We start from the raw sequence: 15,746 nt of genomic DNA, 5'->3' as shown, positions 1-15,746 counted from the left end.
TTTTGCATGAAGTACAAAGCTACGGGTTTGAAGGCAGGGGGACAAGGGAGCAGGGGGACAAGGGGCAGGAGATAGTAACTCTTTGTATCTGGTTTTAAGTTCTGTATTTTGTACCCTACTTAAAAAGCAAACTGGTTTATATGTTTTTAGGAATTACGCATTCATAGGAAAGACCAAATATAGATTATTTGAAAAACTACATCTGTCTTAGGGGGAATTGATTATAGATGTAAAGCAACTTAAGGCAGTTTATTTCCCTACAATGCGAGTCTTCACTCCTACAGTTGTACTGAGTCTATCGCTTTTTTGTGGTTTATTGGGGTCTTGACACCGCCTATTCTTCCTGTTAATATTACCTTAAATAGGTATATTTATTAAGTTTTCCAGCAAAAGCCCCACAAATGCTTAAAACAAGTTCTTACTTTTATTTTTGGTCTAAGGTGGTTCACCGGGAGTGAATGTAGTTTCCCAATGGAAACCACCCGGTGAACCGCAGAGCAAACTCTGCGGTTTTTGTTGTTTTAAGGAGAATTTCATCGTCATGACTTATTTAAGTAGCTGGTTTTATGGCTTTTACTTTTGGCCCAGATTAAGTTCCGGGTAAGTAGCGTCATGTCGATGAATCAGAACGCGCCCGGAACTCTTCAAAGGTTCCGGGCTTTTTTGTTATCACTGGGGACTGGAAAACAACTCTTACCTTAATACCTAATACTCAATCCATAACTTTTCAGGAGAATGAAACCATGATTAATGCTAAACTTGCCGCACAATCTCATCCGAATCACCAAACAATCGTTAAAATTTCAGAAAAAGTCGCTTTCGGAGGCGAAGAACTGGTAATTATCGGCGGGCCCTGTACCGTTGAAAGCTTAGAACAAATGGAAATTGTTGCCCAAAAGCTATCTACTGCATCGATACAGGGGTTGCGTGGCGGTGTCTACAAACCTCGCACATCACCCTACGCTTTCCAGGGTATGGGTGAGGAAGGATTGAGGATTTTGGCAAGGGTGCGATCGCATTACAATATGCCAGTTGTCACTGAGGTGATGTCAATTTCCCAAATTGAAGTAGTTGCCGCCCACGCTGATATGCTTCAAGTTGGTAGTCGCAATATGCAAAACTTCGACTTGCTCAAAGCTTTAGGACAAGCTGGCAAACCAATATTACTCAAACGTGGTTTAGCCGCGACTATTGAAGAATTCGTTATGGCTGCTGAATATATTCTTAGCCACGGGAATCATGATGTGGTGTTGTGCGAAAGAGGTATCCGCAGCTTCGATGATTACACCCGCAATGTCCTAGATTTAGGGGCAGTGGCAGCACTCAAGCAAATAACTCACCTGCCTGTGATTGTAGATCCTTCCCATGCTGTCGGTAAACGGGAACTGGTAGCACCTGTGGCTAGGGCTGCGATCGCTTGCGGTGCTGATGGATTAATTATTGAATGTCACCCACAACCAGAAAAATCTGTTTCTGATGCTCGTCAAGCACTCTCTTTAGAAGATATGGTGCGTTTAGTTGATAGTTTAAAGCCTGTAGCAAAAGCCGTTGGGCGCAACATATCATCAAATGTCGGGGCGGGTTTATCACCTGCCCCAATTTTTTGTGCTGCTTAAATTTCAGTTGAGGGCGGGCGATCGCCCTCAACTGTCTAAGTCCAAATATTTATTTTGGCTGAACGACAAACTGCGAGCGCCTTCGTAAAATAAAATTGTTGCTTAGACTATTCCACTTATTCTCAAATAATTTTTGCAACAGAACCCTAAATATATAAATAAAGTCACAACAATTTATTTCTAAAAGGGGTAGGCGAAAAAAGCAATTATTAGTACACTAATGTTTAGTTTGGCTAACATTCTGCTTATCTAATTAGAATTAATCGCAACCAACCATTTTGTAAAAAATGCGATGTCTAACGACAAGCTAGTACGTGTATGTGCTTCCCCTTTCCCCAAATTGTTAATATGCGCCGTTTAGTTTCTATTCAGACGATAAAGCCTTCGTCCTTGGCTGCTCAAACTATTTTTAGCTTTCATAACGTTATTCAAAGAGGACGATTTTCGCTACTTATATTAGGTCTAACTTACTTGTGTGCTGCCTGTAATGCTTCCGAAGCCCAACCAAGTGGAAAAGAAGCAGGAAAAAAGCGAGCCGTGCCAGTGGTGGTTGCCACTGCGACTCAAAAAACGATTCCAATACAGTTAGCGGCTACGGGGACAGTTGAAGCATATTCTACGGTATCTGTCAAATCTCAAGTTGGCGGACAACTGACTGGAGTCTATTTTCAGCAAGGACAGAACGTTAAGAAAGGCGACTTGTTATTTAAAATTGATTCTCGCCCTCTACAAGCCGCACTGATGCAAGCTAACGCTGCCAAGGCTAAAGATTTGGCTCAGGTGAAACAGGCACAGGCTAATGTGCTAAAAGCGATCGCTCAAGTGAACCAGGCAAAAGCGAATGTAGTGAAGGATAAGTCCCAGGCTACAAATGCAAATGTGCAGGCTCAACGTTATGCTAGTTTGCTCAAGCAAGGGGCTATCAGTAAAGAACAGTCCGAACAGTATCAGACTACTGCTGCTGCTCAACAGGCAACGGTGCAAGCAGATCAAGAGGGAGTCGCAAATGCTCAGGCTGCGATCGCAGCAGCCCAAGCAGATGTACAAAATGCTCAGGCGGTGGTAGTAGCAGATGAAGCTGCGATCGATAATGCTAAAGTTCAGCTTTCTTATACTTCCATCTACTCACCAATTGCTGGACGCACGGGTAGTCTGAAGCTAAATCAAGGCAACTTGGTAGAGGCGAATGCCACCGATCCGCTCATTACAATCAGTCAAATTCACCCGATTTACGTCAACTTTTCCATTGCCCAGCGACTGCTGCCAGATATCAAAAAATACAGTGCTAATAACGGCAAGTTAGAAGTCGATGCTTTACCTCCTAAAGACGCTGGGCGGCCAGTCCGAGGTGAACTGACATTTGTCGATAGTGGAGTCAATACCCAAACAGGCACAATTCAACTTAAGGGTACTTTTGCCAACGCTGACGATCGCCTGTTTCCGGGACAGTTTGTTAATGTAGTCCTCAAACTGAGCGAAGAACCAAATGCCATTACTGTTCCTTCCCAGGCGGTACAGAGTGGGCAAAAGGGACAATTTGTGTATGTAATCAAACCCGATAAGACAGCAGAAATGCGGGCAATTACCGTCGGCGATACCGTTGGAAATGAAACGGTAATTCAGCAAGGGGTTAAACCAGGTGAACAAGTAGTTATTGATGGACAATTCAACCTAGTGCCTGATGCCACAGTCCAAGTGAAACCGGAGGTAGGAAGCAGAGGGGCAGGGGGGCAGGAAGCAGGGGGAGCAGGGGGAGCAAGGTAAACTCCTCACTCAGCACGGGTAAATGCTCCGCTACTGCTAACAGCACTCATTAGTTCTCACTCAGCGCTGGCTCAACGCCCATCTACCGCTAACAGCAATCTTTACTCCTTACTTAGCACTCAGATGAACATTTCCGAGCTATTTATCCGGCGACCAATCATGACTACTCTGGTTATGCTTGGCATTTTGATATTTGGACTGATCAGTTACCAACAACTACCTGTTAGCGACTTACCCAATGTGGATTATCCAACACTCCAGGTAACAGCTAATCTGCCCGGAGCTAGCCCAGAAACGATGGCTGCTTCAGTTGCAACTCCATTAGAGCAGCAGTTTTCGAGCATTGCGGGATTGAGTTCGATGAACTCTACCAGTTCTTTGGGTACTACACAGTTAACGCTGCAATTTGACCTGAATCGGGATATTGACGGTGCAGCCCAAGATGTCCAGTCTGCGATCGCTAAGGGAGCAAAGCAGTTACCGACAAATATGCCGAATCCGCCATCTTACCGAAAGGTAAATCCGGCAGATCAGCCAGTCCTTTACATCTCGCTGAATTCGTCTATTCTGCCCCTGTCAACTGTAGATAAGTACGCTGAAACATTGCTGGCACAACGCCTGTCAATGGTGGATGGAGTAGCACAAGTGCAGGTGTTTGGTTCCCAAAAGTACGCGGTACGAATTCAGCTTGACCCGGAAGCGCTGAGTGTCAAAGGCATAGGAATCGATGAAGTCGCTGATGCGATCGCTAATGGAAATGTCAATCTGCCTACGGGGACACTTTACGGTAAGCAGCAAAATTCTACGATTCAAGCAAACGGTCAACTCAATGATGCCGCTAGCTATCGTTCCCTAAGTGTGGCTTATCAGAACGGCGCACCAGTACAGCTAGGAGAACTAGGTCAAGTTCTGGACAGCGTGGAAAATGATAAGATTGCAAGCTGGTATTTTCCTGTTAAGAAAGAGAGTAAGGGAGCAGAGGAGCAGGGGAGCAGGGGAGCAGGGGAGCAGAGGAGCAGAGGAGCAGGGGAGAAATCCTCAATCCAAAATTCTGGGGTGCGGGCGATCGTTCTGGCAATTCAGCGCCAACCAGGAACTAATACCGTTCAAGTAGTGGATGCAATCAAGAAACTCCTACCCAGCTTTCGGACACAGATTCCGGCGGCTGTGAATATGGATATTCTCTACGATCGCTCCCAGTCAATTCGTGAGTCGGTGGATGATGTACAATTCACGCTGTTGCTCACCATCGCTCTGGTGGTGCTGGTAATCTTTCTATTTCTTCGCAATATCTCTGCTACAGTTATTCCCAGTTTGGCAGTACCGCTTTCGATAGTAGCGACTTTTGGAGTCATGGTACTACTGGGTTTCTCCCTCGATAACCTATCACTGATGGCGTTGACCCTTTCAGTAGGTTTCGTGGTAGATGATGCCGTAGTCATGCTGGAGAATATTGTCCGCCACATGGAAATGGGCGAAAGCCGCATGGAAGCAGCCCTAAATGGTTCTAGAGAGATTGGTTTCACAATTTTATCTATGACCATCTCTCTGGTAGCAGTATTTATCCCGATACTTTTCATGGAAGGCATTCTGGGGCGACTGTTCCGTGAGTTTGCCGTTACCATCAGCGTTGCAATCTTGGTATCTGGCGTAATTTCCCTCAGCTTGACACCAATGCTGTGTTCGAGATTTTTAAGTCCACCTCATCATGAGCAGGAGAGTGAGGGGGATGACGAGCAGGGAAGTAGGGGAGCAGGGGAAGCAGGGGAGCAAGGGGGAGAGGGAGAAATTCTTAACTCCCAGTCCCGAGTCCCCAGTCCCGAGTCCCCAGTCCCCACTCCCCAGTCCCGAATCAAAAATTTCAACCGTCGTCTCTACAACTTTTCGGAAAACGTTTTTAATGTGATATTGGGCGGATACGATTGGAGTTTGAAGAAATCACTCAAGTATCACCGCACAACGATGGTGATTTCGGGAGCGATTCTTGTGGCGACAGTATATCTATTTATAATTGTGCCTAAAGGGTTTGTTCCCAACGCAGATGTTGGACAAATTACGGCAACAACTCAGGCATCAGAGGATATATCCTTTGATGAGATGGTAAAACATCAACAAGCTGTAGCTGCGATCGCTTACCGAGATCCGAATGTCGATTCCATAAACTCCAGTGTTGGGGCTGGCGGGCCAAATGCCTCCGCCAACGCGGGACGACTTTTAATTGAACTCAAGCCCCGCCATGAGCGCAGTCTCAGCGCTGATGAAGTTGTTCAGGAACTCCGACCGAAGTTATCAGTTGTGCCTGGAATTAAGGTATTCTTACAAAATCCCCCAGCGATTAATGTGGGTGGACAACAAACAAAAGCGCAGTATCAATTTACTCTACAAACTCCCAATATTCAGGAACTTTACCAGTACGCTCCAGTTTTAGAAGAGAAATTGCGATCGCTCTCAGATTTACAAGATGTCAACAGCGATTTGCAAATCAAAAATCCGCAAGTAAAAGTAGACATCAACCGCGACCAAGCTTCAGCTCTAGGTTTGACTGCCAATCAAATCGAAACTGCTCTGAGTAATGCTTATGGCACTCGCCAAGTTTCTACCATCTACGCTCCCGATAGTCAATATCAAGTAATTATGGGCGTGGAACCAAAATATCAGCAAAATGCCAACGCCCTAGATTTACTCTCAGTTCGTGCCCCTAGTGGACAACTTGTGCCTCTCAACGCCATAGCAACCTTGAGCAAAGATGTAGGCCCCTTAACTATCAACCACAAAGGGCAGCTAGCATCTGTCACCTTCTCCTTTAATCTTAAGCCAGGAGTGTCACTAGGTAACGTCACTGGGAAAATTGAGGAACTTGCTCGTCAAACATTGCCACCTACTATTAGTACAGGCTTCCAAGGTTCAGCGCAGGCATTCCAATCTTCGATTCAGGGCTTAGGACTGCTACTGCTAGTTGCCATCTTGGTGATTTATATTGTGTTGGGGATTCTCTACGAGAACTTCATTCACCCGCTAACTATCCTTTCTAGCTTACCTTCTGCTGGATTTGGGGCAATACTGACCCTGTTGCTGTTTCAAGTTGACTTGAATATTTACGCCTTCGTCGGCATCATTCTGCTAGTTGGCATTGTGAAGAAAAACGGGATTATGATGGTTGACTTTGCGATCGTTGCTCGTCATAACGGCAAAACCCCTTATGATGCTATCTATGAAGCCTGCTTGGTGAGATTTCGTCCAATTATGATGACGACAATGGCAGCACTCATGGGAACTTTACCAATTGCCCTCGGTTTGGGAGCCGGAGCAGATACACGTCGTCCCCTTGGTTTAGCAGTTGTTGGGGGGTTAGTGTTCTCGCAGTTCCTCACACTTTATTTAACACCCGTTTTCTACACCTACATGGAGTCTTGGCAAACCAAGCTGAAAAAACGTAGCTGGCGCAAACAGCCAATTTTACACTCTCCCGACTGAACAAATAACGCTTGGTTGATTTGTTCTTTTTAATCACTAACTCTTGACTCCCTTCATTTTAGAGGGGAGTTTTTTATGTATCATATTTATTTTTGCTAGTTTGCTTTGATTAACTTTCCCATAATTGCGATCGCAAATCCACAGCCTCCAAACATCAAAGAGCCATAGTGTGACACTTGAGATTGAAGAAAGTAGAATATCCCGTACAAGAGCTAGGTTAATGAGTATCAAAAGTGAGTTCATCCAGTTCAAACACTCGTTAACGGAGATAAAAGGTGGATTCATCCAGTTCAAATACTTGTTAACGGAGATAAAAGGTGGATTCATCCAGTTCAAACACTCGTTAACGAAGATAAAAGGTGGATTCATCCAGTTCAAATACTCGTTGACGAAGATAAAAGGTGGATTCATCCAGTTCAAATACTCGTTGACGGAGATAAAAGGTGGATTCATCCAGTTCAAACACTCGTTAACGGAGATAAAAGGTGGATTCATCTAGTTCAAACACTCGTTAACGGAGATCAAAGGCAGAACAAGTCTTAGAATTGCAATACGCTTAAAATAAGTTTTTTCTCCCCCTGCCTCCTTCACGCTCACAGTTTTGCTTAGAGGAATAAAGCCATGACTCAAGCCTTACGCAAACTAATTACATTCGATGAATTTGTTGCTCAGTATCCAGACAACCCACAAAGACGTTATGAACTCCATGATGGAGTAATTGTTGAGATGGCACAACCAACAGGCGACCATGAAGAGGTTACAGGATTTTTAGCCACAAAAATCACTTTAGAATATAGTCGTTTAAATCTTCCCTATTTCATCCCAAAAACAGTATTTGTCAAACCACTTGAAAATGAATCAGCTTATTCACCAGATGTCCTTATCCTAAATCAGCCTAATTTAATAAATGAACCTCTATGGAAAAAAACATCTACCGTAAGCCTTGCTGCATCCATTCCTTTAGTGGTGGAGGTAGTGAGTACTAATTGGCGTGATGATTACCACAAAAAATATGCTGACTATGAAGAAATGGGAATTCCTGAATACTGGATTGTGGACTATGCGGCATTGGGTGGTCGGGAATTTATTGGCAAACCAAAACAACCTACTATCTTGGTTTGCTGTTTGGAAGAAGGTGAGTATCTAATTAATAAATTTCGAGGTAATGACCGTATCCAATCACCAACTTTCCCAGAGTTAAATTTAACCGCAGAACAAATTTTTCGTGTTGGTATAGTCAGCTAAATTCACAGCATCTATTAAAATTAGATCAAAATTCAGGAGTCAAGAGTCAGAATTGAGAAGTTAGAAGGCAACCCACGCGCAACTATTCACGCCGACCTACTTAAAATTATGTCTGACGCAATTATTCAATCTGAATTATTGGATAACAAAGCTGATAAAGAGCAAAACCTCTGTCAGATTCTCAGTGTACAGGAGTTAAGTGTTCTAAACGATCGCTCCAACTCCAAAGGGCTAGTTCAACTGGCTTTGCACCTCACAGTCATGATTTGCAGTGGCTACCTGTGGGGAACAAACTTTGGCAATTGGTCACTGGCTATACCAGCACTGGTAATTTATGGCTTCAGTCTGGCTTCCATGTTTGCACCGATGCACGAATGCGTTCACAGAACGGCTTTCGCTAACAATCGATTAAATGATGCTGTCGCTTGGTTTTCCGGCTTGCTCTCATTTTACAACAGCACGTTCTTTCGTCGTTATCATAAATGGCATCATCGCTACACTCGCGTTCCTGACAAAGATCCCGAACTAACCGATCTCAAACCGAGTAATCTGGGTAAATACTTGTTGATAATTAGCGGTTTACCGTGGTGGCGGGGTAAATTAAGCGGACATTTTCAGGTGGCGACTGGTCAATTTGACGATTTTCCATTTGTGCCAGAAGCCGCACGAGCCGAAGTTATTCGCTCTACTCGATGGCAATTAGCTATTTATGTAGGTGCGATCGCAATCTCAATTCTATTTGGTCAGCCTTGGTTTTTCCTGTATTGGCTGCTACCCCTGCTTATAGGTCAGCCGATTCTCCGTTTCATTCTGCTAGCAGAACATACAGGTTGCACTCTTGACGCTAATCTGCTCACAAATACGCGTACAACCTTAACCCTTTGGCCTGTGCGATTTTTCATGTGGAATATGCCATTTCATGCAGAGCATCATTTGTACGCATCAATTCCTTTTCATGCTCTGCCAAAAGCACATCAGCAATTGAGCCAACACTTTACCCACATTGAACCTGGCTATGTGAAAGTCAACTGGGATATCATAACTAATTTCTAATTGGGCATGGTTATTCTCCTTGATTTCCCCATTTCCCCATTCCCCATTCCCCATTCCCCATTTCCCATTCCCCATTCTCCTGTTCCCCATTCCCTTTGATTTTAATTTGCTCTAGACTCGACCTTAACGCACCTTTGTCAGATCATGAAGAATGATTAATAAAAACGAGTATAGACAAATATGATAAAAATGCTAGCTGAAAACTTGATGGGAATTGAGGCAAGATTACAAATTAATTGGGTTTGGCTAAATGCCGGCTTAGAGTTTGCTAGTTGGGGACTTTTTTCACTTTTGCTTGCTGAGGTCTTGAGAGACACTTACCATGCTTTGTGTCACCAAGTCAGTTGGCTTGCTAAATGGCACAACAAACACCACATGGCCTATCGCCGAGATTTATCGATAGTTTCCATGAAAATTTACCAAGAATCGCAACTCTATCACGACATTTTAGAATCGAGTCTACTGCTGGTGGTGTTGGTAGGCGTTGCCTTAATTGTCCAACAATTGGGTTTATGGCTGGGAGTAGCTTATGGTTCCACCTTCTTGTATGGCGCATCTGTGCGGTATTTTCAGGGAAAAATTGATACAGACTACAACCACCTACCCGGCCCTTTAGAGACAATTCCATCCATTTGGTGGGTGAATCGGTCTTACCATTGGCGGCATCATTTTGATGATGTCAATGCTTACTACAGTGGTGTCTTTCCCTTAGTAGATAAAATTCTTGGTACAGGACTGTCTCTCAAGGGGAAAACCATCGCTTTAACCGGAGCATCAGGAGCGTTAGGGCAAGCTTTGGCAGCTGAACTTGTAAAGAACAATGCTAAAGTCGTGGCATTAACCACTAATCCAGAAAAATTAGTAGAGCAAGTTGGGGTGAAAGTGGTTCCTTGGCAGTTGGGTAATGAAGCTGAACTGAGGAATAGTTTAGAGAAAGTAGATATTTTAATTATCAACCACGGAATCAATGTCTACGCCAGCCGCACACTAGAGGCTATCAACTCTTCTTATGAGGTGAATACCTTTTCAGCGTTGCGGTTGATGGATATATTTTTGACAACCGTAACAGGGCCACAAGCCAAAGCAACGAAGGAAATCTGGGTAAATACTTCTGAGGCTGAGGTTTCTCCAGCACTGAGTCCACTTTATGAACTCAGCAAAAGAGCGTTAGGTGATGTTGTTACCCTCAAGCGTTTAGATGGGGATTGTGTAATTCGCAAGTTAATTCTTGGCCCGTTTAAGAGTCAACTGAATCCCTATGGTGTTATGTCTGCACAGCAAGTTGCTCGTGCTATCTTATTTTTCGCTCGGCGAGACTTCCGAAATATTATTGTGGCAATAAATCCTCTCACCTATCTGCTGTTTCCCTTAAAGGAAACTAGTACATCGCTCTACTATCGAGTCTTCAGCCGAACAGCGAAAAGTGAACAGGACTTAAGCAAACAATAGCCGAAAAGACTTGAGAACCGTAGTTTTGTAGTAATATTTGTGAACCTATCCCACTAATAATATTTTGTTAATCCAGATGTGGATGGTAGCGAGGTCAATAAATGCATCAAAATAAACTTTTCGACGTTCCCATCTGACGACAAGACGACGGTCAAGAGCGTTGATACCAAGCGAAACACCGCTCTTGTTGAAATCTAGGAACAGAAATTTTGATGGGTCTTCCTCTGTTTTTCTTAGTTTTCCAAACTCGTTTTGGCCATTGAGGGCGAATACATCTTTTGCGTAGAGCAGCACGTTTTTCTTTGGAGTCATAACCTTTATCAGCAGCCAGTACTTTGATTCGCTTACGTGGTCTACCAGGTTTTAATGTTTTAAGTTTGACTTTATCGAGTCAGGGTATTACTTATTCCCTCTCGTTCCCGTTGGCTGGGGTTGTAGAGTTAGAAAGTGGCATTCCATTACCCTCAGTAAGTGTGTGTATTAATATACCCTTTACTTTGCCACCATAGGCAACTTCTTCACCTCCACCTTTCCCAGGGGGAAAAAGACCCATCAACCGCTCCAAACTGCCAGTTGATGAGTCCTTTCTCCGAAGCGATCGCTAATATACGTGCTTGTAAATGTTCAAATGTTCCATCTGTACGCCACCGTTTTAACCATCGATGAGACGAGCTTTTGGATGCCCATATATCTCCCTTTGGTAAATCACACCATCGACACCCAGTAATTAGAATGTACAATAAACTATTTAATACATGACGATACGGGGCATGAGGCATTCCTTTTCCACGCTTAGATGGTTCTTGAGGAAATACATCATCAAAGAGCTTCCATTCCAGGTCAGTTAATCCTTCAAAACGCCCAGCCATCAATCGATACACACTCTTTTCTTGTACAAGAAAATATTACCTCATTTTGGCATTAGTGGGATAGATTCGTAGTAGTTTCGTACTTGAGTTTGGACTTCGAAATACTGGGCTTTGAGACAAGCTGACAAATGATCGGATACTTGGACTTGTCAATACTGCATCCATCAATTCAAATACTGCATCTTTGACCTTCCCCAAACTATCGTAGATAGCTTGGCGGAATTTTTCTAGTTGTGTCAGGATCATCACGTCAATGATTTATCGATTACTTTCATTGACTTTACGGCAGTCAGTGTTACTGCTGACTGCTTTTCTCTAGCCTTTTAGTCCAAAGTTTAGACATTAGCGCCCTCACGGGCAAATGTCAGCGCCGTAGCTCGACCAATGCCGTTCGCTGCTCCAGTCACAAACACAACTTTTCCTGTGTAGTTTCCATTCTCGTTTGTCGTCATTATTTTTCTCCTAATAATTCTTTATCTAAACCAGGTCTTAAAATCAGCAGATGCGGAGATTAGTTGGGATATTGCTCGTCATTGACCTGTTCCATCCAGTCCACAGGTTTGCCATTAAGCTCTTCCTGAAGGGCGATGTGCGTCATGGCTGTGGTGGTTGTCTCCATGCCAGTGTTTCAGCCCGAGCGCAATTCGGACAACATCACCTGGTCTGATTTGCTGAATTTGTCCGCCCCATTCCTAGACATAACCAGACCCAGCCGTCACAATCAGGGTCTGTCCGGGCGGATGTCTATGTCACGCTGTGCGCGCACCAGGCTCGAAGGTTACACTAGTCCCATCCATGCGTGACGGGTTGCGTGCTGAAAACAGGGAATTGATGCGGACGGAACCTGTGAAATATTCGGCATCCAAAGCTCAATCGTGCCTGAGCCTTCGCCTCGATAATTGTTTTTCTTCAATAATCAATTGCAGGGCTGATTCAGCTATCTTTAGGCGATCGCTTATGCTCAGGTTTGGCAGTGCTTGGAGAATTTCTTTAGTTTCCAGATTAATTCATTGAGGAATTTATATTATTAATTGTAGGTAGTAAAATTATGATCGGCGATCCCCGCCTTTTTCTCCTTCCTCTGTATCCTCTGTGTAGCCTTTCGTAGAGAATGCATCGCCTGGTTTTTTCCTTAACTAACTATCCCTTTAATCGGAATTTCTATCCAGAACTCACAGCCATTACCAGGTTCAGAAACACATTTGATATTACCGGCGTGTTTTTCTACAATAATTTGGTAGCTAATAGATAACCCCAAACCGATCCCTTGTCCAGGTTGTTTAGTGGTAAAGAAAGGTTCAAAAATTCGCGATCGCATCATCTCTGGAATCCCACAACCATTGTCGGCAATCCAAATCAGAATACTATTCCCTTCGATTATTTCTGTACGAATCCAAATTTTAGGATTGTCAATTTTTTTTCCACAAGTTGCTGAGTTTTCTAGTGCATCGATCGCATTGTTGAGAATATTCATAAACACCTGATTCATCTGCGCTGCATAGCAGACTACTGGGGGCAATTCACCATATTCCTTAACTACCTCAATAGCAAAAGAATTAGTCTGTGGTTGCAGTCGATGTTGTAAAATTAGCAAAGTACTGTCGATACCTTCATGAAGGTTAACGGGCTTTATTCCTACTTCGTCAATTCGAGAAAAAATTCGTAATGACAAGACGAGTTGAGAGATTCGCTCTGCCCCCATCTTCATGGAAGTCAAAATTTTGGGCAAGTCATCACTAATGAAATCTAAATCTATTGCTGCTGCTTGCTTTTGAATTTCTCCTGTTCCCTTAGGATACTGTTTCTGATAAAGACGGAGTAATTTAAATAAATTTTCGGTATGTTCCGTGACATAGATAATATTGCCGTAAATAAAACTAATCGGGTTGTTAATTTCATGTGCTACACCAGCAACTAACTGCCCTAAACCTGCCATTTTTTCACTTTGAATCAATTGGCTCTGAGTGTTTTGTAATTCTTTAAGAGTCTGGGTAAGTTCTTCTTTTTGACGTTGAGTTTGTTCAAGTAATTCAGCTTGCTGAAGTCCTACCCCTAATTGAGTACCAATTTGCATCAGCAAATCTACCTCATCTTCTTGCCAATCACGCGGTTTGAGATTTTGATAAGCTGCTAGTAATCCCCAAAGCTTCTCGCCCTGAAAAATCGGCACAATTATATATGCCCTAGCCTCCATTAGCTCAAGCAGAGCAATATGACAGATAGAATAATTGGCGCTGTAAATATCTTTGATAGCACTACTTTCACCATTAGCAAAGTTTCCACCTTGGGTTTGTTGTAAGTAATCATCTGCAACTACAGGTAAAATTTCCTTTACTGGTGTCCAACCCTGGGCTAAAGACTCAGCAACAAATTCGCCACTCCAATCAGTCCTGAATTGATAGATTGTCACTCGGTCAACTTCCAATAGCCGTCGGACTTCTTCTGCACTGGTGGCAAAGATGGTATCAATATCAAGAGACTGGCGAATTTTCTCCACTGTCGCAGCCAGGGCCTTCTGTCTTTCGGCTGCTTTGCGTTCTCGTTCGGCGGCTTTAGCCAGTTTTTGGGCTTGCACCTGCATCTGTTTCAAAGACTCAGCTTGCTGTAATGCTACCCCCAATTGAACGCCAACTTGTGCCAATAAGTTGATTTCCTCATCTTGCCAATAACGGGGCTGGGAGTTTTGATAAGCTACTAACAATCCCCACAGCTTCTCACCCTGGGAAATTGGGACAAAAACTTCATTGCGTGCATACTTACCCGCTTGCTTTCTTTGCACAAGAACGCCTTCTGTCACAGGCTGCGGCTTAACCATTGGTGTCCAGCCATCAACAATAGAATCAGCAACAAACTCGCCACTCCAATCAGGATAGAAGCGATAGATTGCGACTCGTTCCACTTCTAATAACCGACGAACTTCTTGAGTTGTGGTTTTAAAGATGGTTTCAATATCAAGAGACTGACGAATTTTTTCTACGGTGTTCGCCAACGCCCTTTGCCTTTCAGCAGCTTTGCTGATATCTGCTGCTTGAATCTGCATTTGTTGGATAAATTCTGCTTGCTGCAAAGCCACACCTAGTTGAGTGCCAACTTGGGTAAGCAAGTAAATCTCATCTTTTTGCCAATCACGAATTCTAGCATTTTGGTATGCTGCTAGCAAGCCCCAGAGCTTCTGACCGTGGTAAATGGCAATAATCACATAAGCTCTTGCTTGATAGATTTCTAAGATTTTAATGTAGCAGTCGCTAAAGCCTGAATTATAAATATCATTACAAACACGATAAACTTCACATCGGCTGAAGCTACCACCCTCTGTATCTTGCAAGTAGGTATCAGCGACTGGAGGTTTAGCTAAATCTTTGGCGCTACATTCACTGACATTTTTACTCAATTCCGGCTGCTGCAATTGTTCATCAATGAGGGAAATCCAACCCTCTGCCACTGATTCAAACACAAATTCACCACTCCAATCAGGATTGAAACGATAAATAGCCACGCGATCGGCATTTAGTAACTGCCGAAGTTCTGCGGTGCTTGTGTGGAAAATGCTTTTTAAGTCTAGAGACTGACGAATTTTCTCAATAGTTATGGCTATGGTTTTTTGCCATTGGGCTGCTTTTTCTCTGGCTTTTGCTTGTGCTAGTTCTGCTGATTGTAGTTTTACTTGTTCAAGGTAATCTGCTTGCTGTAAAGCAACCCCTAGATGTTCGGCAATTAATTGCACAAACTCAATTTCTGATGCTTCCCATTGCCGAGAACTACTACACTGATGAATACACAATAATCCCCATAAATTTTTACCTTTGATCAAGGGGGCAGTTATAGTAGCACGTACTTGGAATCTTTCTAGAATCTGGATGTAGCAATCACTGGCATTAACTTGATAAATATCAGCTATTGCTCTAATGCGACCTTGCTGATACAGTGCTGCGAACTTCTCACTAAAGCAGTGGTCATGCAGATTGGCTGCTAGTGCCGAATCCCATTCTGTTGCTACATCTTCATAAATAAATTCCCCTTCCCATGCCAAATCAGGATAAAAACGAAATACGCCAACCCGATCGCTTTTCAGAAGTTGGCGAACTTCTGTGACTGTAATTTTGAAGATAGTTTCTATGTCTAGAGACTCCCGAATACGGGCAATAACCCCAGATAAGGTTTTTTGTTGCTCATTCTGACGCAAGGAGGATGTCACATCTGAACGAGATTCTTGCAGTTCTGAATTTGGTTCTATGGGTTGAGTAGTAGAGGAGTTTTCCATTCCCAGTGGGACTTT

Annotated in this window: 11 protein-coding genes and 1 pseudogene; 6 read left to right on the top strand and 6 right to left on the bottom strand. The window is 43.5% G+C overall.

Annotated features, from left to right (window positions below; genetic code table 11):
• The first annotated feature begins 719 nt into the window (after window positions 1-719).
• From aroF to FBB35_RS21580, 3 genes are all read left to right on the top strand, one after another.
• Window positions 720-1,616, top strand: coding sequence for a 3-deoxy-7-phosphoheptulonate synthase (gene aroF / locus FBB35_RS21590; protein ID WP_302480993.1), 897 nt, complete (start codon window positions 720-722; stop codon window positions 1,614-1,616).
• A 348-nt stretch (window positions 1,617-1,964) separates the two neighbouring features.
• Window positions 1,965-3,380: an efflux RND transporter periplasmic adaptor subunit gene (locus FBB35_RS21585; protein WP_254625654.1), complete on the top strand. Its 1,416-nt coding sequence runs from the start codon at window positions 1,965-1,967 to the stop codon at window positions 3,378-3,380.
• Between the two features lie 123 nt (window positions 3,381-3,503).
• On the top strand, window positions 3,504-6,854 hold the full coding sequence (locus tag FBB35_RS21580) for an efflux RND transporter permease subunit (RefSeq protein WP_174711327.1): 3,351 nt from the start codon (window positions 3,504-3,506) through the stop codon (window positions 6,852-6,854).
• A gap of 343 nt (window positions 6,855-7,197) precedes the next feature.
• Here FBB35_RS21580 and FBB35_RS35560 read toward each other — a convergent pair whose 3' ends face one another.
• Entirely contained in the window at window positions 7,198-7,320 is a 123-nt protein-coding gene (locus FBB35_RS35560) for a hypothetical protein (protein WP_302480925.1), read from the bottom strand.
• A gap of 155 nt (window positions 7,321-7,475) precedes the next feature.
• Here FBB35_RS35560 and FBB35_RS21575 point away from each other — a divergent pair, with 155 nt between their 5' ends.
• The 3 genes from FBB35_RS21575 to FBB35_RS21565 all read left to right on the top strand — a co-directional run bounded on the left by FBB35_RS21575 (window position 7,476) and on the right by FBB35_RS21565 (window position 10,601).
• On the top strand, window positions 7,476-8,099 hold the full coding sequence (locus tag FBB35_RS21575; protein ID WP_174711326.1) for a Uma2 family endonuclease: 624 nt from the start codon (window positions 7,476-7,478) through the stop codon (window positions 8,097-8,099).
• A 108-nt stretch (window positions 8,100-8,207) separates the two neighbouring features.
• On the top strand, window positions 8,208-9,152 hold the full coding sequence (locus FBB35_RS21570) for a fatty acid desaturase family protein (RefSeq protein WP_174711325.1): 945 nt from the start codon (window positions 8,208-8,210) through the stop codon (window positions 9,150-9,152).
• Between the two features lie 180 nt (window positions 9,153-9,332).
• A complete protein-coding gene (locus FBB35_RS21565) occupies window positions 9,333-10,601 on the top strand; it encodes a bifunctional sterol desaturase/short chain dehydrogenase (protein ID WP_174711324.1) in 1,269 nt (422 codons plus the stop codon).
• A 45-nt stretch (window positions 10,602-10,646) separates the two neighbouring features.
• Here the strand turns inward: FBB35_RS21565 and FBB35_RS21560 are convergent, their stop codons facing one another.
• The 5 genes and pseudogenes from FBB35_RS21560 to FBB35_RS21540 form a co-directional block, all read right to left on the bottom strand.
• On the bottom strand, window positions 10,647-10,913 hold the full coding sequence (locus tag FBB35_RS21560) for a hypothetical protein (RefSeq protein WP_174711323.1): 267 nt from the start codon (window positions 10,911-10,913) through the stop codon (window positions 10,647-10,649).
• Between the two features lie 206 nt (window positions 10,914-11,119).
• Window positions 11,120-11,470 carry a transposase gene (locus tag FBB35_RS21555; RefSeq protein WP_041565589.1) on the bottom strand — a complete coding sequence of 117 codons (351 nt, stop codon included), beginning with the start codon at window positions 11,468-11,470 and terminating at the stop codon, window positions 11,120-11,122.
• Window positions 11,471-11,566: 96 nt separating this feature from the next.
• Window positions 11,567-11,716 (bottom strand): annotated as a pseudogene (locus FBB35_RS35850) (transposase); the annotation flags it as partial.
• Window positions 11,717-11,805: 89 nt separating this feature from the next.
• On the bottom strand, window positions 11,806-11,922 hold the full coding sequence (locus FBB35_RS21550) for an SDR family NAD(P)-dependent oxidoreductase (protein ID WP_254625653.1): 117 nt from the start codon (window positions 11,920-11,922) through the stop codon (window positions 11,806-11,808).
• Between the two features lie 680 nt (window positions 11,923-12,602).
• On the bottom strand, window positions 12,603-15,731 hold the full coding sequence (locus tag FBB35_RS21540; protein ID WP_174711322.1) for a GAF domain-containing protein: 3,129 nt from the start codon (window positions 15,729-15,731) through the stop codon (window positions 12,603-12,605).
• Window positions 15,732-15,746: the final 15 nt, after the last annotated feature.

Origin of the sequence: Nostoc sp. TCL240-02 (genome assembly GCF_013343235.1) — a bacterium.
GTDB lineage: Bacteria > Cyanobacteriota > Cyanobacteriia > Cyanobacteriales > Nostocaceae > Nostoc.
Note: the sequence above shows the minus strand (reverse complement) of the source record. Positions and strands in the feature narration are given on the sequence as shown.